Here is a 26,854-nt window from a genome sequence, read left to right as displayed (position 1 = left end):
TATTTTTTCCGAGAATATGGCAATAGTTAAATCCGGTGAGCGCAAGCTCCAAATCCTGCAGACACTCGCGGCCATGCTGGAGCAGCCGAAAAGCGTAAAGATTACCACCGCCGCACTGGCCAGCCGGCTGGCTGTTTCGGAAGCGGCGCTGTACCGGCATTTCGCCAGCAAGGCCCAGATGTTCGAGGGCTTGATCGATTTCATCGAGTCCTCGGTGTTCGGCCTGATCAACCAGATCACCGCGCAGCAGGATGACGGGCTGTCGCAGGCGCAGGCGATTACCGTGATGCTGTTCAACTTTGCCGAGCGCAATCCGGGCATGACGCGGGTAATGATAGGCGAGGCGCTGGTCAATGAAGATGCGCGTCTGCAAGCGCGCATGAACCAGTTCGTCGAACGGATCGAACTGGCACTCAAGCAATCGTTGCGCATCGCCGTCACGCAGGGCCATGCCAAGGAAGCGGAAGTGCCGGCGCGCGCCAACCTGATCGTCAATTTCGTCATCGGTGGCTGGCATCGTTTTGCCAAGACCGGTTTCAAGCAACTACCGTCCGGCAGCCTGCAAGGGCAAATCACCTTGCTGCTGGTTTAACGGCTCGGCTCAGGCCTCTTCGGCCGGCAGGCTTTTGTTTTGCCGCAGCAGCAGGTCAAACTCGTCGGCAGGCACCGGTCGGCTGAAGTAATAGCCTTGCATCTGGTCGCAATTGTTGCGGCGCAGATAAGCCAGTTGGGCTGCGGTTTCGACCCCTTCAGCGATCACATTCATCCGCAGGCTGTGCGCCAGCGAGATGATCGACACCACGATTGCCGCATCATCGGGGTCGATGGTGATGTCGCGCACGAAGGATTGATCGATCTTCAGGACATCGATCGGGAACCGTTTCAGGTACGACAGGCTGGAGTAGCCGGTGCCGAAGTCATCGATCGAGAGTTGCACCCCGAGCGCCTTGAGTTCACGCAAAATCCCGATTGCATGTTCGACGTCGGTCATGACCAGGCTTTCAGTGAGCTCGATCTCCAGATACTGCGCCGCCAGTTCAGTCTGCTGCAGCACGGCAGCGATCGATTTGACTATATCGCGCTGGGCGAACTGGATCGCCGAGAGGTTCACTGCGACTCGCAAGTATCCCAGACCGGCCAGTTGCCAGGCCCGGTTCTGGGCGCATGCGGTGTGAATCACCCAGGCGCCGATAGGCACGATCAGGCCGGTTTCCTCGGCCAGCATGATGAAACGATCGGGCGCAATCATGCCCAGGGTCGGGTGCTGCCAGCGGATCAGTGCTTCCATGCCGACGATGTGCCCGCTGCGCAAATCCACTTGCGCCTGGTAGTGCAGCAGGAATTCGTTGCGCTCCAGCGCATTGTGTAAATCGCCTTCCAACCGCAGTCGTTCCAGCGCCCGCGCATTCATGCTCGCCGCATACATCTGAATATTGTTGCGGCCGCTTTCCTTGGCGCGGTACATGGCGATATCGGCATGCTTTATCAGTATTTCCGGATCGTCGCCATCGGTCGGATAGATGGCGATGCCGATGCTGCATTTTTGCTGGAAATTATGCCCATGGATCGACAGCGGTTGCGCGATCGTGTCCATTATTTGCTCAATTGTCGCCAGCGTCAGGCGTGCGTAGCTGCGTTCCTGCAGCACCAGCACGAACTGGTCAGCGCCTAAGCGAGCCACGGTATCGGATTCCTGCACGGCCAGCTGGAGCCGGTTGCCGATCGCCTGCAGCAGCATGTCGCCCGCCTTGTGACCCAGTGTATCGTTGACGAACTTGAAGCGGTCGAGGTCGACGGAGACTACCCAGACCGGATGCGCATGGCGCGCTCCATGGGCAATCGCCTGGCTTAAGCGGTCGTCGAGCAAATTGCGATTGGACAGCCCGGTTAAAACATCGTGGCCAGCCTGGAATTCCAGTTCAGCCTGATAGCGCTTGTTGGCCGTGATGTCATAGCTGGAAACCACGAAGTGGTGGACCTGATCGGTTTCATCCTTGACTGGCGCGAAGTAAATTTCGACCCAGATCAGCGTGCCATCCTTGCGGTAATTGCGTACCACCGCATGGCCTTCACGCCGGCTTCGCACCGCTTCCTGGATATTCTTGATGCCGTCCTGCTTGCGGTCATCGCGAAACAGAAAGCGTAAATTTCGCCCGATCACTTCGGCTGCCGTGTAGCCTGTCATGCGCTCAAAAGCCGGATTCACATATTCGATCGCATAGTCGGGCGCTGTCGCACTGGTGATGAAGATGGAGTTGGCGCTCGATTGCACCGCGCTTTCCAATATTTGCAATCGATGTTCGGTTTTTTCCCGTGCCGCGATATCTTCGTTGAGCCTTTGGTTCGAGAACTGCAATTCAGCGGTGCGCAGGTTGACCAGCGACTGGATGCGCCTGGAACGCGATGACAGCGTATGCACATAGGCCGCTGCCAGCACACTCAGCAGCGCGCTCATGATCAACGCATACAGCGCATTATTGTTGGCTTTGTAAAATGGCTCGGGAGCGGCTGCGACAGTCAGGTGCCAAGGGCTGCCGGCAACCTCAAGTTGCATGGCGACTGTCTCCGGCTGATTATAAAAAAGCCAATGCGGCAATACGCGCTCAGGCCCCGACACCGGCATGTCCTTGCTACCCTTGCGAAACGCAAGATATTTTTCGTCAGGCGCGGCACTGGCATACACGCTGAGACTGATGTCAGCCGGGTTCATCAGCTGTGTTTTGGCGAGAATCTGCCCGATCAGGTCGCCGGCGCGAAAAGCCACCGCGGTGTCCCCAATCAACGCTTGCCGTCGCGCCGCCACATCGTGCAGGCTGGCGTTATGCCGATACACCGGCATCAATACCAGGAACCCGCGCTGGTTGCCTTTTTCCTGCACCAGTCGATACAGGCCGGTGGCTGCCGGCTGCCCGCTGTCGACGGCGCGCTGCATCGCTGCCGCTTGCCCACGCTGAGAATCGGCATCGAATCCGAACACCGCTTCATTGCCTTGCATCGGTTCAATGTAATCCACCACCCGATAATATGGTCTGGAGCGGGCAGTGATGCGCTCTTGGCCATTCGTTTCCATTATCGCGAAATCCGGATAGCGTTTGCGTATGCCGGCTTCGAAAGCCGGGCGTTCATCGTGGGAAATAATGCGATGGAAGTCGAAATTCAAAACATACGGATAGCGCTCCAGCAAAGGGCGGGTAAAGACTTGGAATTGTTCCCGGCTCACCGATTGGTTCGTTACGAAGAGTCGATTGATCGCGCGCAGCGCCATGATCGCGTTATCCAGTTCATTCTGGATGGTCTGCAAGTAAATTGCAGCATTTTGCCTGAAGCTGGCTTCTACCTTGTCATTCTCCAGATGCCGACTGCTAACGAATAATACCGACGTGACAAGCAGTCCCGTCAGCAGGGTCAGCAGTGCAGGTATAAATGCAGAAAAATGTTTACGTTCAGACAAACTGTGTACTCCATTAGTGGCACGCCACGTACAAACCCTGGGCACCGATTGCCATAGGGTAATTCATTTGGTGAAAGGGGATAAGTTTAAACGCGCATTGTTACATTATCGCAACGCAGCATTGCTGCGCTTTTGATCCTAACAGTGGCCGTAGTAATGCCGCATTCTGCGCAATACAGGCAGTAGCCGGAGGTTACAAAAAAAGCCCTACAATAAGACCCCCGGCGTTGTTGCTGGTTTTAATTTTTTACTCATTTGAAAGCCTGTTTTCCTGTGCTGCATCTTCCTGATACGACTTCTGGTAATGCCGCCAACGGCGACGTTTTTGCCTTGCTCGATGATTGCGACGCCAGTGCCACTGATCCGCGTTCCCGCCTTTACACCGCGTATGTCGATACGCTGAGTTGCAGCGAGTGCCGCGCGTTTCCCGCCTTGCTCACCCGAATGGAGCAGGCGTTACAACGCGGGTTGCATGCAGTGGGCCTGTTTTCTTATGAGCTCGGGCCGGAGTTGATGGGAACGGCGCAGCATCCGGTAGACCAGCCTTTGGCGCAAATTCTGTTATTCAAAAGCTACCAGCAACTTTCCGCCGATCAAGTGCAGGCGTGGCTGGCAGCGCAAAGCAAGAGTCAGTCGGACAGCATGGATAGTCATGCGTTCAGTGCCGGCATTGCAAATATTCAAGCCAATATCAGTGACAGCCAGTTTGCCCAAGCCATCGCCCAGATTCGCGCTTACATCGCGGCGGGTGATATCTATCAGGCCAATTACACTTATCGTTTGCGCTTTGATGCTTTTGGCAATTTGTATGCGTTATATCTGCGTTTGCGCCAACGTCAACCGGTGCCCTACGGCGCCTTGATAGCGTTGCCGGATGGGCGCGCAGTGCTGTCGTTTTCTCCAGAGCTATTTGCCCGGCACGAAAATGGCCGGTTGACAGCATGCCCTATGAAGGGGACCGCACCAGCATCCGGTGATTCACTGCAGGATGCGGCAAACGCGCAGGCGCTTGCAATCGACCCCAAGAACCGGGCGGAAAACCTGATGATCGTTGATTTGCTGCGCAATGATCTCGGACGTATTGCGGCGCTGGGCACAGTGGCCGTACCGGAATTGTTCGCGGTCAAGCGCTACAGCAGTGTGCTGCAGATGACCTCGACCATCTGCGCCCAACTGCGCGCAGATGTCACCCTGGAACAACTGTTCACGGCACTGTATCCCTGCGGCTCCATCACCGGCGCACCCAAGCGGCGTGCGATGCAGGTTATCCGCGAATTGGAACCTGACCCGCGTGGGATATACACCGGCAGCATCGGCTGGTTCGATCCGATCCCTAACAATGCACCTCAAACAGTCGGTGATTTTTGTCTCTCAGTTCCGATTCGTACCTTGGCCTTGCAAGCTCCGCTTTCAAGCGGTATCCGCAACGGCGAGATGGGTGTGGGCGCAGGTATCGTGCACGATAGCGAAGTTACTGAAGAGTATGCCGAGTGCCAGTTGAAGGCCCAATTCCTTACCGGTTTGCAGCATGAATTTAATTTATTCGAGACTTTGCATGCGACACGTTTGGCGGGTTATCGCCACCTTGCGTTGCACTTGAGGCGCCTGCGCGCCTCCGCCGATTACTTCGGTTTTGCCTATGCAGAAGGCAAGGTGCGCCATACTCTGGAAGAGGCTCTCAGTAGGTTACTGCTTGATGTGGCATATCGGGCCAGATTATCACTGGATCAATCTGGACAGTGCGTGGTGCAGACCGTGCCGTTGGAGCCTTTGCCGGCGCAAGTCAAAGTACTGATAAGCGCGCATCCCACCAATGCGGCAGATTTGTTTTTGCACCACAAGACGACGCTCAGGGCGCGCTACGATGCCGCCTGGCGTGAGGCAGAGTTGAAGGGCGCGTTTGATACAATATTTACCAATACCAAGGGCGAATTAACCGAGGGCGGGCGCAGCAATATTTTCCTGCAAATACAAGGGCATTGGTACACACCGCCTCTAGAATCTGGTGTTTTGCCCGGCGTAATGCGCAGTGTGTTGCTGGACGATCCGCAATGGGCTGCCAGCGAGCGCCGTTTGACATTGGCAGATTTGCGCGCAGCCGAGCGCGTCGTGGTCTGCAATGCACTGCGCGGTGCGGTGGCGGCAGTAGTGGAGTGGCGGGGTTAGGTTATTTATGGGGGCATGCAATTATTCCCCCGAAAGCGCTTGCCAAAGTTCCGCAACGTTTGCTATAGTTCGGCTCCCGCTGCGAGGCGGGGTAAAGGCAGGAAGAGAAGTGGCAGCGGAAGTTGACGGAATTGGACGAAACGCGGAGTGCAGGGAGTTGGAGTTTGCGCGGTGCGGGACGGAAAAGAAATGTTGACTGAGTAAGAAAAACGCTGCATAATCTGCCCTCTTCAGTGCTGCAAACAAAACGCTTTGCAGTCTGGTTGGCCCGGGTGAAGATACCAGAGCTGACGGAGAAAAGAAAGATCTTTAACAACTAACAGTCGATAAGTGTGGGCACTTGATGAAGGCGCCACGTCAGACGCGCAAGCGTTTGGGGTGAACTTAAAATATCAAATGCTCGCACAGAAGAAGAATAGGATTTTTTTGGAGGCAACTTCAGGAAGAGCCTGTCAGTATTTTGAGTGAGCGACCGGTCTGGTAAAACGGACCATGTCAGCAATGACATAAAACAGAGATTAAACTGAAGAGTTTGATCCTGGCTCAGATTGAACGCTGGCGGCATGCCTTACACATGCAAGTCGAACGGCAGCACGGAGCTTGCTCTGGTGGCGAGTGGCGAACGGGTGAGTAATATATCGGAACGTACCCTCGAGTGGGGGATAACGCAGCGAAAGTTGCGCTAATACCGCATACGATCTACGGAGGAAAGCAGGGGATTCGCAAGGACCTTGTGCTCGTGGAGCGGCCGATATCTGATTAGCTAGTTGGTAGGGTAAAAGCCTACCAAGGCCACGATCAGTAGCTGGTCTGAGAGGACGACCAGCCACACTGGAACTGAGACACGGTCCAGACTCCTACGGGAGGCAGCAGTGGGGAATTTTGGACAATGGGGGCAACCCTGATCCAGCAATGCCGCGTGAGTGAAGAAGGCCTTCGGGTTGTAAAGCTCTTTTGTCAGGGAAGAAACGGTGGCTCCTAATAAGGGTTACTAATGACGGTACCTGAAGAATAAGCACCGGCTAACTACGTGCCAGCAGCCGCGGTAATACGTAGGGTGCAAGCGTTAATCGGAATTACTGGGCGTAAAGCGTGCGCAGGCGGTTATGTAAGACAGATGTGAAATGCCCGGGCTCAACCTGGGAACTGCATTTGTGACTGCATGGCTAGAGTGTGTCAGAGGGGGGTAGAATTCCACGTGTAGCAGTGAAATGCGTAGATATGTGGAGGAATACCGATGGCGAAGGCAGCCCCCTGGGATAACACTGACGCTCATGCACGAAAGCGTGGGGAGCAAACAGGATTAGATACCCTGGTAGTCCACGCCCTAAACGATGTCTACTAGTTGTTGGGTCTTAATTGACTTAGTAACGCAGCTAACGCGTGAAGTAGACCGCCTGGGGAGTACGGTCGCAAGATTAAAACTCAAAGGAATTGACGGGGACCCGCACAAGCGGTGGATGATGTGGATTAATTCGATGCAACGCGAAAAACCTTACCTACCCTTGACATGTACGGAACCTTTGAGAGATCAGAGGGTGCTCGAAAGAGAGCCGTAACACAGGTGCTGCATGGCTGTCGTCAGCTCGTGTCGTGAGATGTTGGGTTAAGTCCCGCAACGAGCGCAACCCTTGTCATTAGTTGCTACGAAAGGGCACTCTAATGAGACTGCCGGTGACAAGCCGGAGGAAGGTGGGGATGACGTCAAGTCCTCATGGCCCTTATGGGTAGGGCTTCACACGTCATACAATGGTACATACAGAGGGCCGCCAACCCGCGAGGGGGAGCTAATCCCAGAAAGTGTATCGTAGTCCGGATTGTAGTCTGCAACTCGACTACATGAAGTTGGAATCGCTAGTAATCGCGGATCAGCATGTCGCGGTGAATACGTTCCCGGGTCTTGTACACACCGCCCGTCACACCATGGGAGCGGGTTTCACCAGAAGTAGGTAGCTTAACCGCAAGGAGGGCGCTTACCACGGTGGGATTCGTGACTGGGGTGAAGTCGTAACAAGGTAGCCGTATCGGAAGGTGCGGCTGGATCACCTCCTTTCTAGAGTATGTGCCCAAGTCAAGTGTTCACACTTATCGACTGTTATGAAAAAGAAGAGCAGCAATGAACAGTAATTGGACTGCCGGCGTGTGCGTTGTGCAAGAAAGGCCGCACAGGCAACAGCGCAGAGCTGACCAAGCACTGATCCAAGCGGGTCTGTAGCTCAGCTGGTTAGAGCACTGTGTTGATAACGCAGGGGTCGTTGGTTCGAGTCCAACCAGACCTACCATACGACAAAGATTATGTGTTGATTGTAAGTGCGCATATCTGGGGGGTTTAGCTCAGCTGGGAGAGCACCTGCTTTGCAAGCAGGGGGTCGTCGGTTCGATCCCGTCAACCTCCACCACGTAATTGATCAAGAATACAAACCTGAGTCACCCATGCGAAAGTAAGAAGTGCATGAAAAATTCAGGTTTGGTTTCTTAAGCCATTAGCTGTTTCGTTCTTTAAAAATTTGGAAGAAGTAAAGATTTATCAAGGAGTATGGATAAATCGATGCGCACGTTGATAGCAATATCGCGGCAGCAATGCCAGACGTGCACATGGATAGACCTGTATGACTTGATGGGTTGTGATTGTATCAAATCAAAAAAGTATTAAAAGTGAGTTTGTTAAGATGTTTTAAATACAAATTCCTTGCAATACGGCAAACGCTAAAGTAATACTCATAGAAATATCCTATAACCGGTTTTTAATCCGTGCATGAACAGCACTATCGGGTTAGAAGCCAACGTTATAGGGACAAGTGAATAAGTGCACATGGTGGATGCCTTGGCGATATCAGGCGATGAAGGACGTAGTAGCTTGCGATAAGCTGCGGGGAGCGAGCAAACACGCTTTGATCCGCAGATTTCCGAATGGGGAAACCCGGCCGAAAGGTCATTGCACACTGAATACATAGGTGTGCAAAGCGAACGTGGCGAACTGAAACATCTAAGTAGCTACAGGAAAAGAAATCAACCGAGATTCCCAAAGTAGCGGCGAGCGAAATGGGAAGAGCCTGCAAGCAATAGCAGTAGACATAGTGGAAAGCTTTGGAAAAGGCTGCCATAGAGGGTGATAGCCCCGTACACGAAATGTTTATTGTGGTACTAAGCTTGCGACAAGTAGGGCGGGACACGAGAAATCCTGTCTGAACATGGGGGGACCATCCTCCAAGGCTAAATACTCGATATCGACCGATAGTGAACCAGTACCGTGAGGGAAAGGCGAAAAGAACCCCGGAAGGGGAGTGAAATAGATCCTGAAACCGTGTGCATACAAACAGTAGGAGCGGACTTGTTCCGTGACTGCGTACCTTTTGTATAATGGGTCAGCGACTTACATTCAGTGGCAAGGTTAACCGCATAGGGAAGCCGTAGAGAAATCGAGTCCGAATAGGGCGATTTAGTCGCTGGGTGTAGACCCGAAACCAAGTGATCTACTCATGGCCAGGATGAAGGTGCGGTAACACGCACTGGAGGTCCGAACCCACTAATGTTGAAAAATTAGGGGATGAGCTGTGGGTAGGGGTGAAAGGCTAAACAAACTTGGAAATAGCTGGTTCTCTCCGAAAACTATTTAGGTAGTGCCTCACGTATCACCATCGGGGGTAGAGCACTGTTATGGCTAGGGGGTCATCGCGACTTACCAAACCATTGCAAACTCCGAATACCGATGAGTGCGAGCGTGGGAGACAGACGTCGGGTGCTAACGTCCGGCGTCAAGAGGGAAACAACCCAGACCGCCAGCTAAGGTCCCCAAGATTGGCTAAGTGGAAAACGAAGTGGGAAGGCTAAAACAGTCAGGAGGTTGGCTTAGAAGCAGCCATCCTTTAAAGAAAGCGTAATAGCTCACTGATCGAGTCGTCCTGCGCGGAAGATGTAACGGGGCTAAGCCAGTCACCGAAGCTGCGGATATCCGTAAGGATATGGTAGGAGAGCGTTCTGTAAGCCTGCGAAGGTGTCTTGTAAAGGATGCTGGAGGTATCAGAAGTGCGAATGCTGACATGAGTAGCGATAATGGGGGTGAAAAGCCTCCACGCCGTAAGCCCAAGGTTTCCTGTTCAACGTTCATCGGAGCAGGGTGAGTCGGCCCCTAAGGCGAGGCAGAGATGCGTAGCTGATGGGAAGCAGGTTAATATTCCTGCACCGTCGTATGATGCGATGGGGGGACGGATCACAGAAGGTTGTCCGGCGGTTGGAAGTGCCGGTTCTTGACTTGTAGAAGGCTGTTAGGCAAATCCGGCAGCGTAATTCAAGGGGTTGAGACGAGCGGACTTGTTCGCGAAGCAATTGGAAGTGGTTCCAAGAAAAGCCTCTAAGCTTCAGTCATACGAGACCGTACCGCAAACCGACACAGGTGGGCGAGATGAGTATTCTAAGGCGCTTGAGAGAACTCGGGAGAAGGAACTCGGCAAATTGGTACCGTAACTTCGGGATAAGGTACGCCCTGGTAGTTTGACCCCCCTGCGGGGGAAGGATGAAAGGGTTGCAATAAACTGGTGGCTGCGACTGTTTAATAAAAACACAGCACTATGCAAACACGAAAGTGGACGTATATGGTGTGACTCCTGCCCGGTGCTGGAAGATTAAATGATGGGGTGCAAGCTCTTGATTGAAGTCCCAGTAAACGGCGGCCGTAACTATAACGGTCCTAAGGTAGCGAAATTCCTTGTCGGGTAAGTTCCGACCTGCACGAATGGAGTAACGATGGCCACACTGTCTCCTCCCGAGACTCAGCGAAGTTGAAGTGGTTGTGATGATGCAATCTACCCGCGGCTAGACGGAAAGACCCCATGAACCTTTACTGTAGCTTTGCATTGAATTTTGAACCAATCTGTGTAGGATAGGTGGGAGGCTTTGAAGCGTGAACGCTAGTTTGCGTGGAGCCAACCTTGAAATACCACCCTGGTTTGTTTGAGATTCTAACCTTGGTCCGTTATCCGGATCGGGGACAGTGCATGGTAGGCAGTTTGACTGGGGCGGTCTCCTCCCAAAGTGTAACGGAGGAGTTCGAAGGTACGCTAGGTACGGTCGGACATCGTGCTGTTAGTGCAATGGCATAAGCGTGCTTAACTGCGAGACTGACAAGTCGAGCAGGTACGAAAGTAGGACATAGTGATCCGGTGGTTCTGTATGGAAGGGCCATCGCTCAACGGATAAAAGGTACTCTGGGGATAACAGGCTGATTCCTCCCAAGAGTTCATATCGACGGGGGAGTTTGGCACCTCGATGTCGGCTCATCACATCCTGGGGCTGTAGCCGGTCCCAAGGGTATGGCTGTTCGCCATTTAAAGTGGTACGTGAGCTGGGTTTAAAACGTCGTGAGACAGTTTGGTCCCTATCTGCCGTGGGCGTTGGAAATTTGAAGGGGGCTGCTCCTAGTACGAGAGGACCGGAGTGGACGAACCTCTGGTGTACCGGTTGTCACGCCAGTGGCATTGCCGGGTAGCTAAGTTCGGAAGAGATAACCGCTGAAAGCATCTAAGCGGGAAACTTGCCTTAAGATGAGATTTCCCTGGAGCCCTGAGCTCCTTGAAGGGTCGTTCGAGACCAGGACGTTGATAGGCTGGGTGTGGAAGCGCAGTAATGCGTTAAGCTAACCAGTACTAATTGCCCGTAAGGCTTGTCCCTATAACCTTGGCAGGTTATAGAAATCAATGTGTAACACTTGTGTTTGCCAACTTTGGTAGTCACAACCCAAAAAATAATATACCTTTACTTCTTCCAGATTGCGTCGCTTGCTGACATGCACACTCGTAGAAATACGATATACGCAGTAGCAAACGATGTTACAAGTTATGCCTGATGACCATAGCAAGTCGGTACCACCCCTTCCCATCCCGAACAGGACCGTGAAACGACTTCGCGCCGATGATAGTGCGTCAACACGTGTGAAAGTAGGTCATCGTCAGGCTGTTATTCCTAAAACCCCCGTACTCATCGTATGGGGGTTTTTTTATGCGCACCCACGCGTAAATACCCTTCAGTATTCAACGCCGCTTGCTCAACTACCGCACTAAACCCCCGCAGCATGACTCCGCATCCGCTTTCAGAAAATAGGCAATACGCCCGCACAAGCAGGGCGATTGCATGAAGGGTCCGTTGTTTAACCCAGTAACTTGCCAAGGTAATTAACCTTCCAGCCAGCTTTCTGTTGCTTGTTGCTGATGCCGCGTTTCGTGGTGGTGTCGCTTTTGAACAGGTTGAGCGCATTACGGCGCAATACGGCGCAGGATGGTGAAGGTCAGAATGCAGTGCCACCTGATCATTGCGCGGCCGCATTTAATGCAGCCGGTTACGATCGGTCGAAGCTTGCACCACATCAGCCGGACGCTGCCTCGACGTAGCGAACTGGCGCATCCAGCGTATGCACAGTCAGAGTTGCTGGCGACGAGGTCATGTAAAGTGTGATCGTGAGAAATCACCAAAATCAAGGGGGCGGCCAAGTCAGCGCATTACAATCTCTGTGTAATCTTCACTATTTAAGATGCATCGAGGCGCTTCAGCCGATGACCGATTTGTCGGCCTTACGTATCTGACGACAATCCGTTCTCGCAATCACATGTCAAGACCATGGAATGCCAGCCTAATTTCACGGACCGGTTTCAATCGATCGACGAGGCACATACCTTTTGCCAGACTTTTTTCTCTTGGTACAATTAGGAGCATCGCTACTCCGGTATCGGCTATATGACGCTCGCAGCGAAACATAACGGCGTAGTACCGATCATCTATGCGAACGCAGGTTCTGCAAAACGCTTTTTTAAGGCATCCAACCGTTTCAAAAATTACCGTCTACAGCGGCAGCCTATTCTGCCGACCGTAGCCGGTATCAATATGCCAAAACCGACTTCAGTAGATGACGAAAGAAATTAGATAGAATTAGACACTAAGCTTCGCAATAATCGTCTCAAAGCGACTGACACATTCGAGTCGTCGCGCCCTGTCAGAGAACCGAAAAAATGTATCCTCGCGCCTATCCAATTACTTTTCCCAGGTTGCGCCTCATTCCACCTGCGGACGCAGCGAGCGTCAGCGCGAACTATGCGCGCATCGGTTGCTATCTGGACTGTCTGAAGACGCAACGCAAACTATCTCCGCACACTACGGACAATTACGGACGTGACCTGTACGAACTGGCGGCAATGCTGGACGGCGCTGCGCTAGCGCTGGTAACCCACGAGCAGGTGCGCAGCATGACTTCGCGCCTGCATGCCAGGGGTCTGAATCCGCGCTCGATTGCACGCAAACTGTCGGCTTGGCGTGGGTTTTTCGGCTGGCTGTCCGAGCAGACTACGCTAGCGTCGAACCCAGTCGATGGTGTCAGCGCGCCTAGGCGGGCCAAAACTTTGCCGCTGGCGCTGGGCGCCGACGATGCGGTGCGTCTGGTGTCAAACCCTAATCCGAATGCCGCCGCCGACAGTGCCATGCAGCTGTGCAACCGGGCGATGTTCGAACTGCTGTATTCGAGCGGCCTGCGGGTGTCTGAACTGGTCGGGCTGGATGTGCGTTATGTACATGAGGCGACGCCGCGCGGCAAGCCATACACTTCGGCAGGCTGGATCGATATCGATGCGCGGGATGTGATCGTTACCGGCAAAGGCAGCAAGGTGCGCAGCGTGCCAGTCGGCCGGGGTGCGATCCTGGCGCTGCAGGCATGGATTACCGCACGTGCGGGCGTGGTCCAGCTTGACCCGCATCCGTTATTTCTGAGCACCCGCGGCACCCGCATCTCGGTACGAACGCTGCAAATGCGCATCAAGGCGCATGCGCAGGCGCTGGGAATTCCGGCTGACGTGCATCCGCACATGCTGCGCCATTCATTTGCCTCGCATCTGCTGCAATCGTCGGGCGACTTGCGTGCGGTGCAGGAAATGCTGGGACACGAATCGATTGCCTCAACGCAAATTTATACCGCGCTCGATTTTCAGCGTCTGGCCGCCGTGTATGATGCCGCCCACCCGCGCGCCAAGAAAAAATCCCCGACTGGGGTGTGACTACGCAATTGCACAATTGCGGCATAATTACTGAATGGATTTTTCACATATACACCCTATGAACACCACGTCCCAGATCGCCATCGCCCACCGCAGCAAGCCATCGGAAGCCGCCAGCACAGAAGCCCAAAGCCGTCTGCGCGCAGTCTCGGTGCGGGTCACGCCGGCGCGCGTTAAAGTGCTGGCAGCCCTGCTGGGGGCGCCGCGTGCATTGTCGCACCAGGATATGCAAGAGTCCTTTACCGAAATGGATCGCGTCACCCTGTACCGGGCGCTGGACTGCCTGATCGCGGCTGGCCTGACCCATAAGATCGCCGGCGACGATCGCGTGTTCCGCTACAGCGCAGGGACCGAGCATTCCGAACGCGGCGGCGCCAGCGCATATCAACACCAGGGTGCACCGGCGCAACATCAGCATGGACACTTCAAATGCACGCGCTGCGCCAAAGTATTCTGCCTGAACGTGGACGGCGAGGCTGATCTGGTGTCCGATGTATTGGCGCAATCGGCTTGCCGGCAATCGACACTGCGCCAGCAATTGCAAGCGGTGCTGCAAGACAATCTCGGTCCCGGCTTTCAAAGCCACGACATCGAGTTGACCATCAAGGGCTGGTGCGCCGAATGCGCACGGCAACCACAATAATTCCCAATATTTACGGCGATTTACGACGAAATACACTATGGCATTGATTCCGACCACGATACTGACCGGCTTTCTCGGCGCTGGCAAAACCACCTTGCTCAATCGCATTCTGCAGGAAAATCACGGCTATAAAATCGCCGTGATCGAAAATGAATTCGGCCAGGAAAACATCGACAATGAAATTTTGGTGCAAGACAGCAGCGAACAGATCATTCAGATGAACAACGGCTGCATCTGCTGCACGGTGCGCGGCGACCTGATCGCGGCGCTGACCGATCTGGCGCAAAAGCGCGCCGCCGGACTGCTGCACTTTGATCGCCTGGTGATCGAGACCACCGGCTTGGCAAATCCGGGGCCGGTGGCGCAAACTTTCTTCATGGATGAGGAAGTCGCACTGTCCTACATGCTGGATGCGATCATCACCGTGGTCGATGCGCGCCACGCGATGCAACAACTCGATGCGCATGAAGAAGCACAGCGCCAGGTGGGCTTCGCCGACCGTATCCTGTTATCGAAAACCGATCTGGTCAGCGCGGCCGAAGTCGCCGTACTGACCACGCGCTTAAAACGCATCAATCCGCGGGCGCCGGTGGGGACCGCCGATTTCGGCCGCGCCCCGATTGCCGAACTGCTCGACATCCGCGGCTTCAATCTCAATGAAAAACTGGAAATCGATCCCGAATTTCTGGCCGACGAAGCCGCTGAAGCACATCAAAAACAACATGCCTACGCGCCCGGCTGCGATCACGCGCACCACGAGCATCATGACCATCACCACGCGCATCACAGCGACGATATTTCCTCGTTCGTATTCAGGAGCGAACGCGCATTCAATAGCGCTTTGCTGGATGAATTTCTGGGCAGCATCGTGCAGGTTTTCGGGCCGCGCATGCTGCGTTACAAAGGCGTATTGCTGATGGAAGGCGCAGACCGCAAGGTGCTGTTCCAGGGTGTGCATCAATTGATGGGTACCGATATCGGCGGCACTTGGGCGGAGGGCGAAATACGGGGCAGCAAGATGGTGTTTATCGGACAAAATCTGCCAAAGGAAACAATTATTACCGGTTTGGAGCAATGTCTGGTATAAACTGTCGGCGTTTTTGGTGGTATGGGCAGAATTTATTCTTGAAAACACCATGTTAGCCCTCCAAAAACAGCACAAGTATTAACGCACTGGAAGATGAGGATTATCAACGTCAGCGCTATGAAGTCTGCTAAAGTGGCCAGCCGATTGTGAGACTTCCAGGCAAATTGACAATGTGAGCGCATCCGTTCCGGCAACGCGTTAATGAACGATACCGTAGCCGGATTAGCGGATAAAATTATTTGAACCTGCATCGAAAGTCAGCGAAGTGATTACTAAAACCAAACAACCCAATGCCGACGTCAACGTGACCGACACGCTTCTTACTGAAGAGCAAATCCTCAAGATGGGCGAAAAGGATTACATGAATGAGGCGCAGCTGGCCTTTTTCAAGGCACGCCTGAAGCAGCTTGAGAAAGAACTGCTGCAAAACGCCGACGACACCACCGAGCATTTGCGCGAAACCACGCTGGTGCCCGATCCGGCCGACCGCGCCACGATCGAGGAAGAGCATGCGCTGGAATTGCGTACCCGCGACCGCGAGCGTAAGCTGATCAAGAAAGTCCAGCAATCGATCGCCAGAATCAACGAAGGCGATTACGGCTGGTGCGAAGAAACCGGCGAAGCAATCGGCATCCCGCGCTTGCTGGCCCGTCCGACCGCAACCTTGTCGCTGGAAGCGCAGCAGCGGCGTGAACTCAAGCAAAAGCTGTACGGCGATTAAAGACTAAATAGAACGCCCGATGGGCGTTGTGTTAAAAAAACGTGCGAGCAAGTTGTTCGCACGTTTTTTATTGCCATAAAGCAAATAGCGGTAATGTTGTAAACCTGCCGCGTACGCTAAAAAATTATACATGGTGGTGTATTATTTTTTTACCGCAATGGTTATATGCGGAAAGCAGGTGTTTCCATTATTTTTTATGGGAGTATGTTTGGTATTGCATCAAATATCTGATGTTGCACACAAAAAACGCAGTCCACGAAAAGCACGAAAGATACGAAAAAACCTTCTCTTTTGTAGCCGAAAGGAGTGCGTTATGTATTCTTTCGTGCTTTTGGTGTCTTTCGTGGACAATGTTTTTCATTAATCCTCATCTGATTTTGCGGAGCCGTTATCAGGTGCTTCAGGTGCTATATGGAAGGTTGGCGCTGAACCGTCTTTGGCTTGACCGGGATAGATAGTCATGTGTGGGTAGGGTATTTCGATGCCGTGCTGATCGAAGGCCTGCTTTAGCCGACGCAGGAATTCCCGCCGCACCTCCCATTGCCCAAGCGGCAGCACTTTGAAACGGCAGCGGATAATGACTGCGGATTGCTCCAATTTATCGACGCCGGCCATTTCCATATCCGCCATGATCTTAGGGCCGATGGTCTGGTCCATGCGCAAATTTGCTCCTACCTGGAGCATCAAACGCATCACCTCATCGGTGTCTTCCCGGTATGCCACGCCGACATCGGCCACAGCAAAGGCGAATCCCCGGCTCATGTTGGTGACCGTGGTGATAATGCCATTGGGAATGAAATGTACGTTGCCGTCGTAATCGCGCAACCGGATATAGCGCAGCGTTACTTCCTCCACTAGCCCAGCCTTGCCGCCTACTTCAACCACATCGCCTTGCCGCACCTGATTTTCCAGCAGTAGGAAGATGCCGTTGAAGTAATCTTTGATCAGGCTCTGCGCAGCAAATGCAACTGCGATGCCGAGTACTCCGGCGGTGGCCAGGATCGGCGCAATGGAAACACCCAGCTCGCTCAAGATCACCATGCCCGCGACCACATAAATAACCACTGACGAAACATAGTGGAACACCCGGCCCAGGGTTTCGATGCGCTTGAGATCTTCCGGATCATTGCCGGTATGGCGTATCGAATAGTTCTGCAGTACCAATATGGCTTTATTCGATAAATGCAGCAGCACCCAGGACAGGATCAGAATTAACAGGATATGCAGTGCCGCTTGCGACAGGTTCAGCAATTCCTTTAAATCGAAGGCGCCGATTATGTTGTTGAGTGTTTCCATTATTTTTCCAACGCGGTGACATTGCTAAAGAAGTGTCTGGAGTTGCTGCTGTGGGTGATTCCGGCTGCCCGCGGACGCAATTGCAAATGGCAGAACAGGTCCGGATAGTGCGATGCAGCATACCACTCCACCAGGGCGGTCAGGTTTTTGATCCGCCCCAGACTCGCCATGGTGAAGCTCAACGGTTTGGTTTTTGCGCCAGTAGAGCGCGCCTGGGAGGTTGAACTTCGGGGTCAATGGGCCGGAAAAGCATGCCATAATCGCCTTGCCGATGCAGTGCAAATGTTGTTATATGATAACTAAAATATGCAACGTAGTGGCGGCCCTTGGCGCGCTGCCGGGGTGGTCGAAGTCAACAGCAAAACAACCATCGATTATATTTTTGAACAGATTCTGCTGTCTGGCAGCCTGTCGGATGTCATTTCAGAAAACACACAGCACCGGTGAGGCCCGCAGAACATGAAGAACGTGAAGTTTTTTTCTCTTTTCGGCAAGAAACAGCCGCCGCAGGCCGACACACCGGCTGAAGACGCGCGTGCACGCGACGGCAGCGAAGAAAACCTGCGCGCGAACAATCAAGTCGAACGCAGTGGCAACATGCACTTCGATCGGCGCAAGGTCGCGCGCGCTACTGAACTGAAGATCGATGCGATCGAATCGGCCATGTCGCTCCAACTTGATGGCAATCCCCGCACGAATGGCGCCTCGGGCACAGTGAGCGCCAAGGGGCGGTCCGGCACTGAACCCAGCGCATTCAAAAACACCATGCAACTGATGGATGCGCCGACCGAAATCCTGTTCGACAACGGTCTGCCCGGCGCTGCCAGCGTGATGGCGACAACCCTGCCGGCTCCATTAATTGAGGAAGCCGCGATCCTGTTTGCGAACGATCAGCAGGCACTGGCCGAACGGCTACTACAAAACGCGATCCTGCAAGCGCCGCTCACCGAGCCCAATGAACCTGCCTATCTGCTGCTGTTCGACCTGTATCAACTCAGCGGCCAGCAACAGACGTTCGACAGCCTGTCGACCGATTACATCAGCCGTTTTGAAACCTCGCCGCCCGCATGGCGCAACCGAACCCAGCAAGTGCGGTCCGCTGCGCCGGCATCCAGTTGGCCAAGCGTGGTTTTTCCGGAGTCCCTGGATGGCGACAGCGCAACGCAGGTCGAACGCGCACAACAGTTGAGCGCCGCACACCAGGTCTTGCGCCTGGACTTTAGCCGCATACGGGAGACCGACCCGGCCGGTTGCGCTCTGCTGTTGCAACTCTTGCGCAGTCTGCACAGCCATGATCTGATCTTGCCGGGAGCGCCGCAGCTGGTCGAGCGCATCCAATCCACCCTGCAAGCCGGACAGCGCGATGCCAGTGCCGCACCCTGGCTTTTGCTGCTGGAACTGCTACGGCTATTGGACCGGGAGCAGGAATTCGAAGAAAGCAGCATCGAATATTGCATCACTTTCGAAATTTCTCCTCCGGCCTTTGAGACGCCAAGGCCGCACTTTCCTCCAGTCCCTTTTCCGCAAGCGGGAGAGGGGACTACCAGCCAGCCAGAGCACTTCGTGATGCCGGAGCTTGTGACCGGCGATACCCGGCAACTGCTGGAGGCTATCAGTGCATTCGCGTCTGAGCGCGAAACCGTTGTGATCGACTGCTCGCAGTTGTACCGCATTGATTTCAGCGCATCCTGGCAACTTCTGGCCGGTTTGGTGCCGCTGGCCAGAAAAGGCAAAATACTCGAATTCCATGCAGTCAACTGCCCGGTCGCGGCTCTGCTCAATGTCATGGGATTGAAGGAAATCGCCAGCATCATCCCGCGCAAGGGCTGATGTCGTCGTCTTGCAATCGGCTGGCGCATCCCCACTTTTATTCCTTATGGCAGCATATCTGGAACACATTCGTCCACAGCATTTTTGAGGTAAGCATGGAACAATTTCACGGCACCACCATCCTGTCGGTGCGGCGCGGCAATATTGTCGCACTGGGCGGCGACGGCCAGGTTACGCTCGGCAATATCGTCATGAAAGGCACCGCCCGCAAGGTGCGCACGCTGTACCACGGCAAAGTGCTGGCCGGTTTTGCCGGCGGCACCGCCGATGCATTCACGCTGATTGAACGCTTCGAAGCCAAGCTGGAAAAACACCAGGGTCACCTGATGCGCGCCTCGGTCGAACTGGCCAAGGACTGGCGCACTGACCGCATGTTGCGCCGGCTGGAAGCGATGCTACTGGTGGCCGACCGCGAAACGACGCTGGTCATCACCGGCAACGGCGACGTGCTGGAGCCGGAAGACGGCATCGGCGCAATCGGCTCCGGCGGCACTTTCGCCCAGTCGGCAGCCAAAGCCCTGCAAGAAAATACCGATATGACGCCGCTTGATATCGTCAAAAAATCGCTGACGATTGCCGCCGAGCTTTGCATCTATACCAATATGTCACACACCATCGAAACGCTGGACTGATCGCCATGAATATGACCCCGCAAGAAATCGTCTCCGAACTCGACAAACATGTGGTTGGCCAAGGCAACGCCAAGCGCGCAGTCGCCATCGCGCTGCGCAACCGCTGGCGTCGGCAACAAGTGGCGGAGCCGCTGCGGCACGAAATCACGCCCAAAAACATCCTGATGATCGGCCCCACCGGCGTCGGCAAGACCGAAATCGCGCGCCGCCTGGCGAAACTGGCGGATGCGCCCTTCATCAAGATCGAAGCCACCAAGTTTACCGAAGTCGGTTATGTCGGCCGTGATGTCGACACCATCATCCGCGACCTGGTCGATATCGGCATCAAGCAAACTCGCGAAGCGGCCACCCGCAAGGTGCGCGCACATGCCGAAGATGCGGCCGAAGACCGCATCATCGACATCCTGGTGCCGCCGGCGCGCGATTTCGGCCTGAATACGCCAGCCGAGACCGATGCACAAAAAGGCAATTCCACGCGCCAGACCTTCCGCAAGCGCTTGCGCGAAGGTGCGCTGGACGATAACGAGATCGAGCTGGAAGTCGCCGAAGCCGGGCCGCAAATGGAAATCATGGCGCCGCCCGGCATGGAAGAAATGACCGAGCAGATCAAGACCATGTTTTCCGGCATGGGCAGCGCCCGCAAGAAAGCCCGCAAGATGAAAGTCCGCGACGCGATGAAGCTGCTGATCGAGGAAGAAGCAGCCAAACTGGTCAATGAGGAAGAACTCAAGCAGCAGGCGATCGCCAATGTCGAGCAAAACGGCATCGTGTTCCTGGACGAAATCGACAAGATCGCCTCGCGCTCCGAAGCCGGCGGGGCCGAAGTCTCGCGCGCCGGCGTGCAGCGCGACCTGCTGCCGCTGGTCGAGGGCACCACCGTCAATACCAAATACGGCATGATCAAGACCGATCACATCCTGTTCATTGCCTCCGGCGCTTTCCATCTGGCCAAACCGTCCGATCTGATCCCAGAACTGCAGGGCCGGTTCCCGATCCGGGTCGAACTGGAATCGCTGTCGATTGCGGATTTCGAATGCATCCTGACCTCCACCGACGCCTGTCTGACCGCGCAATACGAAGCGCTGCTGGCGACCGAGCAAGTGCAGATTGACTTCACTCCGGAGGGCGTCAGGCGCCTGGCTGAAATCGCTTATTCGGTGAATGAAAAAACCGAGAACATCGGGGCCCGTCGCTTGTATACGGTGATAGAAAAGCTGCTGGAAGAAATTTCGTTCGCGGCCAGCGAAACTGCCGGCAGAGTGGTCTCGATCGACGCCGCCTACGTCAACGAGCGGCTCGGGGCGCTGTCGATCGATGACGATCTGGCGCGTTACATTCTGTAGGAATCCCCCCCCCGCATAATTTGATTTATGCTGGAGTATATGCAAAAAACATACTGTTTCAGCATATAATTATTGGGGCTTTAAATATACACATTAGTGTATATTTAAAGCCCCAAAATCTTTGGAAACATACTATTTAACGTTGTGGGCTTGCTCTTGGCGGCGACTGTGATTGTGCTGCAGGTGCCACTCCTTGCTGAGCGGGCGGCGGCAAGCCAGTGGTCGCCCCCGACACGACTGTGGTCGTGGTGGCCGAAGACAGGCCCGGCGCCACCGCATCAGGCGCCCTGATCGACAGATCCAGGCCGGATTGGCTCTTGGCGCTGACTGCCAGTTCGACGCGCTTGATGACGCCTGACTCCGACAGCAGTACGTATTGCGGATGGACTTCCTTTACCGTCACGCCCGGCGACAGTTCCCCGCCGGCAGCCACCGCCTTGGCCGGCTTGCCGTCGGCCGACAGGATGGCCACGCTATCGTCGCTTCTGGCGGCGGCGACCACCCCGTTGAGCTGATAATTGCTGGCCAGACTGACTGCCGCACCGCCGCCGAACAAGCCTTTGGCGGCGTCCAGCGACAACTCGGGTGGCTCCGCCTGCGGTACGGCAGCCACCGCGCGTACCGGCGGTTGGAACAGTTGCATGGCCCAATAGGCGGCCGACGCACACAGCGCGATGAACATCGCAAAACTGGCAAACCAGGGCAAGCGCTTCATGTCAATTCTTTCTACGCATATTATTAACTAATGACACGCACGTCCGTAGGATGGGTGCAACCCATCATGCAAGTTCGATAGGCGATGGGTTTCACCCATCCTACGATACTGATGTTAATGCACCAACTGATTGATCTCGATGATCGGCATCAGCACCGCCAGCACGATCAGCAGCACCACCACGCCCATGATCAGGATCAGCGCCGGCTCCAGCAAGCCGGCGATGGTCAGCGTGCGGCGTTCCAGATCCTGCTCCTGGGAAGTGGCTGCGCGCTCCAGCATCGACGGCAATTCGCCGGTGGCTTCACCGGCGCGGATCATGTGGATCAGCATCGGCGGGAAATGCTGGCGCGCCGACAGCGCGCGCGCCAGGCTGACGCCTTCGCGCACCGCAGCAGCGGCTTCTTCGACTTGCTCGCGCATGGCGACATTCGACAGCGTGTCGCGGCTGGTCTGCAGCGCACGCAAAATCGGCACCCCGGAACCGATCGTGATCGCCAGCGTGCTGGCAAAGCGCGACGTATTCAGGCTGCGCTCGAATTTGCCGTACAGCGGCGCAGTCAGCAGCCATTTGTGCCAGCGCATTTTGGTGGCCGGATTCTGCAGCGCGGCGCGCCAAGCGAAACCCAGCGCGATGATCGCCAGCAACACAAACACGCCGTAATTCCGCACGAAATCGGAAATTGCCAGCATCATCACTGTCAGCAGCGGCAGCTTTTGCTTGGTATTGGAGAACACGGAAACGATTTGCGGCACCACATACGTCAGCAAAAAGATCACGATCGCAAATGCCACTACCGAGACGATGGCCGGATAAGTAAAAGCGAGTTTGACCTTTTGCACCAGCGCATTGCGCCGTTCGATAAAGTCGGCCAGCCGCGACAGTACCCGCGCCAGTTGGCCGATTTGCTCGCCGGAGGCGACCAGAGCGCGGTAAATCTCGGCAAAATCGCGCGGATGCTGGGACAAGGCGTCCGACAGCGATGCGCCGCCCATCACTTCGGAGCGGATCGATGCGATCAGGTCGCGTACATACGGCCGCTCGGCTTGTTCCAGCAACGCGGAAAACGCCTGTTCCAGCGGTAGGCTGGCTTCCAGCAAGCTCGCCATCTGGCGCGTAAACAACGACAGTTCATTGGTCGACAAGCGCTCGCCGAAGCGGTGCCGGCGGCGCGCGCCGGAGGCATCGACCTGGGTGGTAATCGGCTCCACCGCAATCGGCGTCAAACCCTGCAGGCGCAGATCGGTGCGCGCCGCACGGGCGCTGTCGGCGTTGACCACGCCTTTGCTGGTGGCGCCCAGGGCATTCACGGCTTCGTAACGAAAAACTGCCATGATCCTATTCTTTCGTCACGCGCAGCAATTCGGCCTGCGAGGTGGTACCGTCGGCCAGCCAGCGCTCGCCATCTTCGCGCATGGTCTGCATGCCGTCGCGCTGGGCGGCGCTGCGGATCTCGGCTTCGGATGCGCTGTGATGGATCAGCGCGCGGATTTCATCGGTGGTCTGTAACAATTCATAGACGCCGACCCGGCCCTGATACCCGGAATGGCCGCACTTGTCGCAGCCAACCGGTTGCCAGTTTTGGCCGTCATGTTGCCGGCAATGCGGGCACAACTTGCGCACCAGGCGCTGCGCCAGCACCCCGAGCAGCGACGACGACAGCAGGAACGGTTCAATCCCCATGTCGAGCAAGCGCGTCACCGCAGCGGCGGAATCGTTGGTATGCAAGGTTGCCAGCACCAGATGGCCGGTGAGCGAGGCCTGCACCGCAATCTGCGCGGTTTCCAGATCGCGGATTTCACCGATCATGATGATGTCCGGATCTTGCCGCAGGATCGCCCGCAGCGCCTTGGCGAAGCTCATGTCGATGCGTGGGTTGACTTGGGTCTGGCCGACCCCGGCCAGATCGTATTCGATCGGGTCTTCCACCGTCAGGATATTGGTGGCGGTGGTGTTCAGACGCGTCAGCGCCGCATACAGGGTAGTGGTCTTGCCGGAACCGGTCGGCCCGGTCACCAGCACGATGCCGTGCGGCTGCGCGATCAGTTTGGCAAACTGCGGCAGCAGCGCATCGCCCATGCCCAGATTCTGCAGATCGAGCTGGCCGGCTTCCTTGTCCAGCAAGCGCAACACCGCGCGCTCGCCATGCCCGGTGGGCAAGGTGGAGACCCGCACGTCGACCGGCTTGCCGCCGACCCGCAGCGTGATGCGGCCATCTTGCGGCAGACGTTTCTCGGAAATATCGAGTTGCGCCATGATCTTGATGCGCGAGATCAGCGCCGCGTGGATTGCCTTCTTCGGCCGCACCACATCGCGCAGCGCGCCGTCGATCCGGAACCGCACCACCGAAGATAGCTCGAACGGCTCGATGTGGATGTCGGACGCGCCTTCGCGCAGCGCCTGGGTCAGCAGCGCATTGATCATGCGGATCACCGGTGCATCGTCGGCCGATTCCAGCAGATCCTCGATGGCCGGCATGTCCTGCATCAGTCGGGTCAGGTCGAGATCGGACTCGACTTCACCCACCACCTGCGCGGCATCGCCGCCGGAGCCGGCGTAGGCTTTGGCAATCGCCGCCTTGAGTTCCTCGTGCGGAAGGGATTTCAGCTTGACGCGGCCGAAGCGGCGGCTCACTTCGGCAATCGCGGTCGGCGGCGTCGCATCGGAAAACCATACCTCGACCGTATTTTCGTGATCCTCGGTCTTGCGGTACGCCAGCAGCGCGAAATCGCGCGCATACGCATACGGCAACAAGCGGGCCTCGTTCATCATGCTGTTCATTATCTCGACTCTGCCTCCGGCGCAGCGGGCGTGACCTGGATCGCCGCGCCGCCATTGCCGTTTGCGTCCGGCACACTGACCCTTGGCTGCGGTTTCAGGAACGAGCCGCCGATGGGTTGGCCGCTTTCTAGCGGCGGCAGAATCGGTGCGCCGGTATCCGGTAAAAAGGCGGTTCTGGCCGGCTGAGCGGCGACTTCGGTGCCGCGGATGTAATCGTAGCGATCGGCCACCACGCTGGCGCTCTGCTCGCTGCTGCGGATCACGGTCGGGCGCAAAAACACCATCAGATTGGTTTTCTTGCGGCTGCGCTTCTGGTATTTGAACAGGTTGCCGATGATCGGAATATCGCCCAGGCCGGGTACTTTTTCGGCACTGTCACCCACGGTATCTTCGATCAAGCCGCCGAGCACGATAATCTGGCCGTCATCGGCCAGCACATTGGTTTCAATCGAGCGCTTGCTGGTGATGATGCCGGCCGTGTTGGCGGTGCTCTGGACCGCCGAAGTCTCCTGGTAAATCGCCATCTTCACGGTACCGCCCTCGGAAATTTGCGGCCGCACCCGCAGCGACAGGCCGACGTCTTTACGCTCGATGGTCTGGAACGGATTGACGCCGGCGCCGCCGCCCGATGCTTGCGTGGTGTACTGGCCGGTGATGAAAGGCACGTTCTGGCCGACAATGATTTTAGCTTCTTCATTGTCGAGCGTGATCAGGTTCGGGGTCGACAGGATATTGGTATTGGCGTCGGACTCCAGCGCCCGCGCCAGCGCACCCAGGCCGAGCTTGCCGTTGATCTGGCGAAATATCCCCAGCGTCAGACCGGCGCCCGGCGTTACCGCGCCATTTCCGGTTGCCAGATTGAGGATATTGTCGCCGCCGGTGGCAAACGCGGCGCCGCCGCCGACCCGATAGCTGCTGCCGCTATTGCCGGACAAACCGAGCCACTGGATGCCGAACTCGGCCGCCTTGTCGGCTGTGACTTCGACGATCAGCGATTCGATATAGACCTGGGCCCGGCGCACGTCGAGCTGGTCGATGACGGTGCGCAGATTGCGATACACAGGCTCGCTGGCGGTGATGATCAGGGTATTGGTGGCGGTGTCGGCCTGGATAAAACCAGCCGAACCGCCGGACGACAATACGGCCGGTGCGGCAGAAGGCGGCATGGACCCGGACATCCCGTTGGCGGTATTTTGCATGGGCGCCGGTGCTGATGTCGCCGGGGTCGAGCCTGGCGCCGTGCCATCCGAGCCGACCACCGAACGCAAGGTCAGCGCCAGCTTGGTGGCATCGGCGTTTTTCAGGTAAACCACATGCACGTTGCCGGGTTGCGCGGTCGGCTGGTCCAGTTTGGCGATCAGCGATTTGGCCAGATTCGCGCGTGCCAGTGACGGCGCGCGCACGATCACCGCATTGGTGCGGCTATCTGCAATCAGGTTGACGCGGCCGGAATCCGTGCCAGGTGCCGCGGCGCCCGGTTCCAGCAGTTTATTGATCATGAGCGCGATATCGGCGGCAATCGCGTAGCGCACCGGCACCACATCCATATCTCCGCTGGCGGGAGCGTCCAGCGCGCTAATGATTTTTCCCAGCCGGTTCAGGTTATCGGCATAGTCGGTAATCACCAGCGAATTGTTGCCCGGATTGGCATTGATCGTGTTGTTGGGCGAAATCAGCGGCCGCAACACCGCCACCAGATTGCCGGCCGATTCATAATTCAGGCGAAAGATCCGGGTTCCGATCTGGTCGCCCTTGAGGCGAACCGCGTCGCTCCTGACTTGGGTCGGGGTCGCTTGCAGTTTGGCATCGGCTTCCGGCACCACCTTGGTGAAACCATCGCCGGCTACCATTGCATACCCCTGCAAGCGCAAGGCTGACGCTAGCAGGCTGAAGGCTTGCGCCTTGGTCAGCGCAGTCTCGGCCACCAGATTGATGGTGCCCTTGACGCGCGGATCGATGATGAAAGTGGTGTTGGTGTAGTGGCCGATCGCCTTGATCACGGATTCGATATCGGCACCGACGAAATTCAGCGTCGCTTCGTTATTGGCGGCCGCGGCCGGCCAGGCCGGCGGGATTGCCGCAACGCTCAGCAGGAATACCGCGGTCGCGCGCAAGCGCTGCCATTGGGCGTTTTTCTTAATGTGTTTTTGCATGC

The 26,854-nt window shown here is 56.0% G+C and carries 17 protein-coding genes, 2 tRNA genes and 3 rRNA genes; 15 read left to right on the top strand and 7 right to left on the bottom strand.

The window, feature by feature from the left end; genetic code table 11:
• Positions 1-16 precede the first annotated feature (16 nt).
• The gene (gene slmA / locus KGFNPO_RS15865) at positions 17-592 is read left to right on the top strand and encodes a nucleoid occlusion factor SlmA (RefSeq protein ID WP_472632198.1); all 576 of its coding nucleotides are present in this window, start codon (positions 17-19) and stop codon (positions 590-592) included.
• Positions 593-601: 9 nt separating this feature from the next.
• On the opposite strand, the gene KGFNPO_RS15860 is transcribed toward slmA, so the two are convergent.
• Entirely contained in the window at positions 602-3,451 is a 2,850-nt protein-coding gene (locus tag KGFNPO_RS15860; protein ID WP_472632197.1) for a bifunctional diguanylate cyclase/phosphodiesterase, read from the bottom strand.
• A 273-nt stretch (positions 3,452-3,724) separates the two neighbouring features.
• Here KGFNPO_RS15860 and pabB point away from each other — a divergent pair, with 273 nt between their 5' ends.
• The 10 genes from pabB (at position 3,725) to dksA (ending at position 16,101) form a co-directional block, all read left to right on the top strand.
• Positions 3,725-5,617: an aminodeoxychorismate synthase component I gene (pabB, locus tag KGFNPO_RS15855; RefSeq protein ID WP_472632196.1), complete on the top strand. Its 1,893-nt coding sequence runs from the start codon at positions 3,725-3,727 to the stop codon at positions 5,615-5,617.
• Positions 5,618-6,137: 520 nt separating this feature from the next.
• A 16S ribosomal RNA gene (locus KGFNPO_RS15850) occupies positions 6,138-7,670 on the top strand.
• A gap of 152 nt (positions 7,671-7,822) precedes the next feature.
• Positions 7,823-7,899 (top strand) — tRNA-Ile (locus KGFNPO_RS15845).
• 41 nt (positions 7,900-7,940) lie between these two features.
• Positions 7,941-8,016 (top strand) — tRNA-Ala (locus tag KGFNPO_RS15840).
• A gap of 393 nt (positions 8,017-8,409) precedes the next feature.
• Positions 8,410-11,284, top strand: a 23S ribosomal RNA gene (locus tag KGFNPO_RS15835).
• Between the two features lie 170 nt (positions 11,285-11,454).
• Positions 11,455-11,567, top strand: a 5S ribosomal RNA gene (rrf, locus tag KGFNPO_RS15830).
• The 16S, 23S and 5S rRNA genes sit together here with 2 tRNA genes alongside, the layout of an rRNA operon.
• A 1,048-nt stretch (positions 11,568-12,615) precedes the next feature.
• Positions 12,616-13,650: a tyrosine recombinase XerC gene (locus tag KGFNPO_RS15825; protein WP_472632195.1), complete on the top strand. Its 1,035-nt coding sequence runs from the start codon at positions 12,616-12,618 to the stop codon at positions 13,648-13,650.
• A 58-nt stretch (positions 13,651-13,708) separates the two neighbouring features.
• Positions 13,709-14,293: a Fur family transcriptional regulator gene (locus KGFNPO_RS15820; protein ID WP_472632194.1), complete on the top strand. Its 585-nt coding sequence runs from the start codon at positions 13,709-13,711 to the stop codon at positions 14,291-14,293.
• Between the two features lie 37 nt (positions 14,294-14,330).
• Positions 14,331-15,380 carry a CobW family GTP-binding protein gene (locus KGFNPO_RS15815; protein WP_472632193.1) on the top strand — a complete coding sequence of 350 codons (1,050 nt, stop codon included), beginning with the start codon at positions 14,331-14,333 and terminating at the stop codon, positions 15,378-15,380.
• A 343-nt stretch (positions 15,381-15,723) separates the two neighbouring features.
• Positions 15,724-16,101, top strand: a complete 378-nt coding sequence (gene dksA, locus KGFNPO_RS15810; protein WP_472634508.1) for an RNA polymerase-binding protein DksA — start codon at positions 15,724-15,726, stop codon at positions 16,099-16,101.
• Between the two features lie 360 nt (positions 16,102-16,461).
• On the opposite strand, the gene KGFNPO_RS15805 is transcribed toward dksA, so the two are convergent.
• Together KGFNPO_RS15805 and KGFNPO_RS15800 are read right to left on the bottom strand one after the other, a co-directional pair.
• Positions 16,462-17,397 (bottom strand): mechanosensitive ion channel family protein, encoded by a 936-nt coding sequence (locus KGFNPO_RS15805; RefSeq protein WP_472632192.1) that lies wholly within the window; start codon positions 17,395-17,397, stop codon positions 16,462-16,464.
• On the bottom strand, positions 17,397-17,579 hold the full coding sequence (locus tag KGFNPO_RS15800) for a hypothetical protein (RefSeq protein WP_472632191.1): 183 nt from the start codon (positions 17,577-17,579) through the stop codon (positions 17,397-17,399). The genes KGFNPO_RS15805 and KGFNPO_RS15800 overlap by 1 nt, the downstream gene beginning before the upstream one ends.
• A gap of 124 nt (positions 17,580-17,703) precedes the next feature.
• Here KGFNPO_RS15800 and KGFNPO_RS15795 point away from each other — a divergent pair, with 124 nt between their 5' ends.
• From KGFNPO_RS15795 to hslU, 4 genes are all read left to right on the top strand, one after another.
• Positions 17,704-17,844, top strand: a complete 141-nt coding sequence (locus KGFNPO_RS15795; protein ID WP_472632190.1) for a hypothetical protein — start codon at positions 17,704-17,706, stop codon at positions 17,842-17,844.
• A 12-nt stretch (positions 17,845-17,856) separates the two neighbouring features.
• Entirely contained in the window at positions 17,857-19,227 is a 1,371-nt protein-coding gene (locus KGFNPO_RS15790; protein ID WP_472632189.1) for an STAS domain-containing protein, read from the top strand.
• Positions 19,228-19,322: 95 nt separating this feature from the next.
• On the top strand, positions 19,323-19,859 hold the full coding sequence (gene hslV / locus KGFNPO_RS15785) for an ATP-dependent protease subunit HslV (RefSeq protein WP_472632188.1): 537 nt from the start codon (positions 19,323-19,325) through the stop codon (positions 19,857-19,859).
• A 5-nt stretch (positions 19,860-19,864) separates the two neighbouring features.
• Positions 19,865-21,202, top strand: a complete 1,338-nt coding sequence (gene hslU, locus KGFNPO_RS15780; protein ID WP_472632187.1) for an ATP-dependent protease ATPase subunit HslU — start codon at positions 19,865-19,867, stop codon at positions 21,200-21,202.
• A 136-nt stretch (positions 21,203-21,338) separates the two neighbouring features.
• On the opposite strand, the gene KGFNPO_RS15775 is transcribed toward hslU, so the two are convergent.
• The 4 genes from KGFNPO_RS15775 to gspD all read right to left on the bottom strand — a co-directional run bounded on the left by KGFNPO_RS15775 (position 21,339) and on the right by gspD (position 26,852).
• Positions 21,339-21,917: a type II secretion system protein N gene (locus KGFNPO_RS15775; RefSeq protein WP_472632186.1), complete on the bottom strand. Its 579-nt coding sequence runs from the start codon at positions 21,915-21,917 to the stop codon at positions 21,339-21,341.
• A gap of 114 nt (positions 21,918-22,031) precedes the next feature.
• Positions 22,032-23,252 carry a type II secretion system inner membrane protein GspF gene (gene gspF / locus KGFNPO_RS15770; protein WP_472632185.1) on the bottom strand — a complete coding sequence of 407 codons (1,221 nt, stop codon included), beginning with the start codon at positions 23,250-23,252 and terminating at the stop codon, positions 22,032-22,034.
• A 4-nt stretch (positions 23,253-23,256) separates the two neighbouring features.
• Positions 23,257-24,699 carry a type II secretion system ATPase GspE gene (gene gspE / locus KGFNPO_RS15765; protein ID WP_472632184.1) on the bottom strand — a complete coding sequence of 481 codons (1,443 nt, stop codon included), beginning with the start codon at positions 24,697-24,699 and terminating at the stop codon, positions 23,257-23,259.
• A complete protein-coding gene (gene gspD, locus KGFNPO_RS15760; protein WP_472632183.1) occupies positions 24,699-26,852 on the bottom strand; it encodes a type II secretion system secretin GspD in 2,154 nt (717 codons plus the stop codon). The genes gspE and gspD overlap by 1 nt, the downstream gene beginning before the upstream one ends.
• Positions 26,853-26,854 lie beyond the last annotated feature (2 nt).

The sequence above is a fragment of the Gelidimonas diazotrophica genome (assembly GCF_055694025.1).
This window is presented reverse-complemented; position numbering and strand designations above follow the sequence as displayed.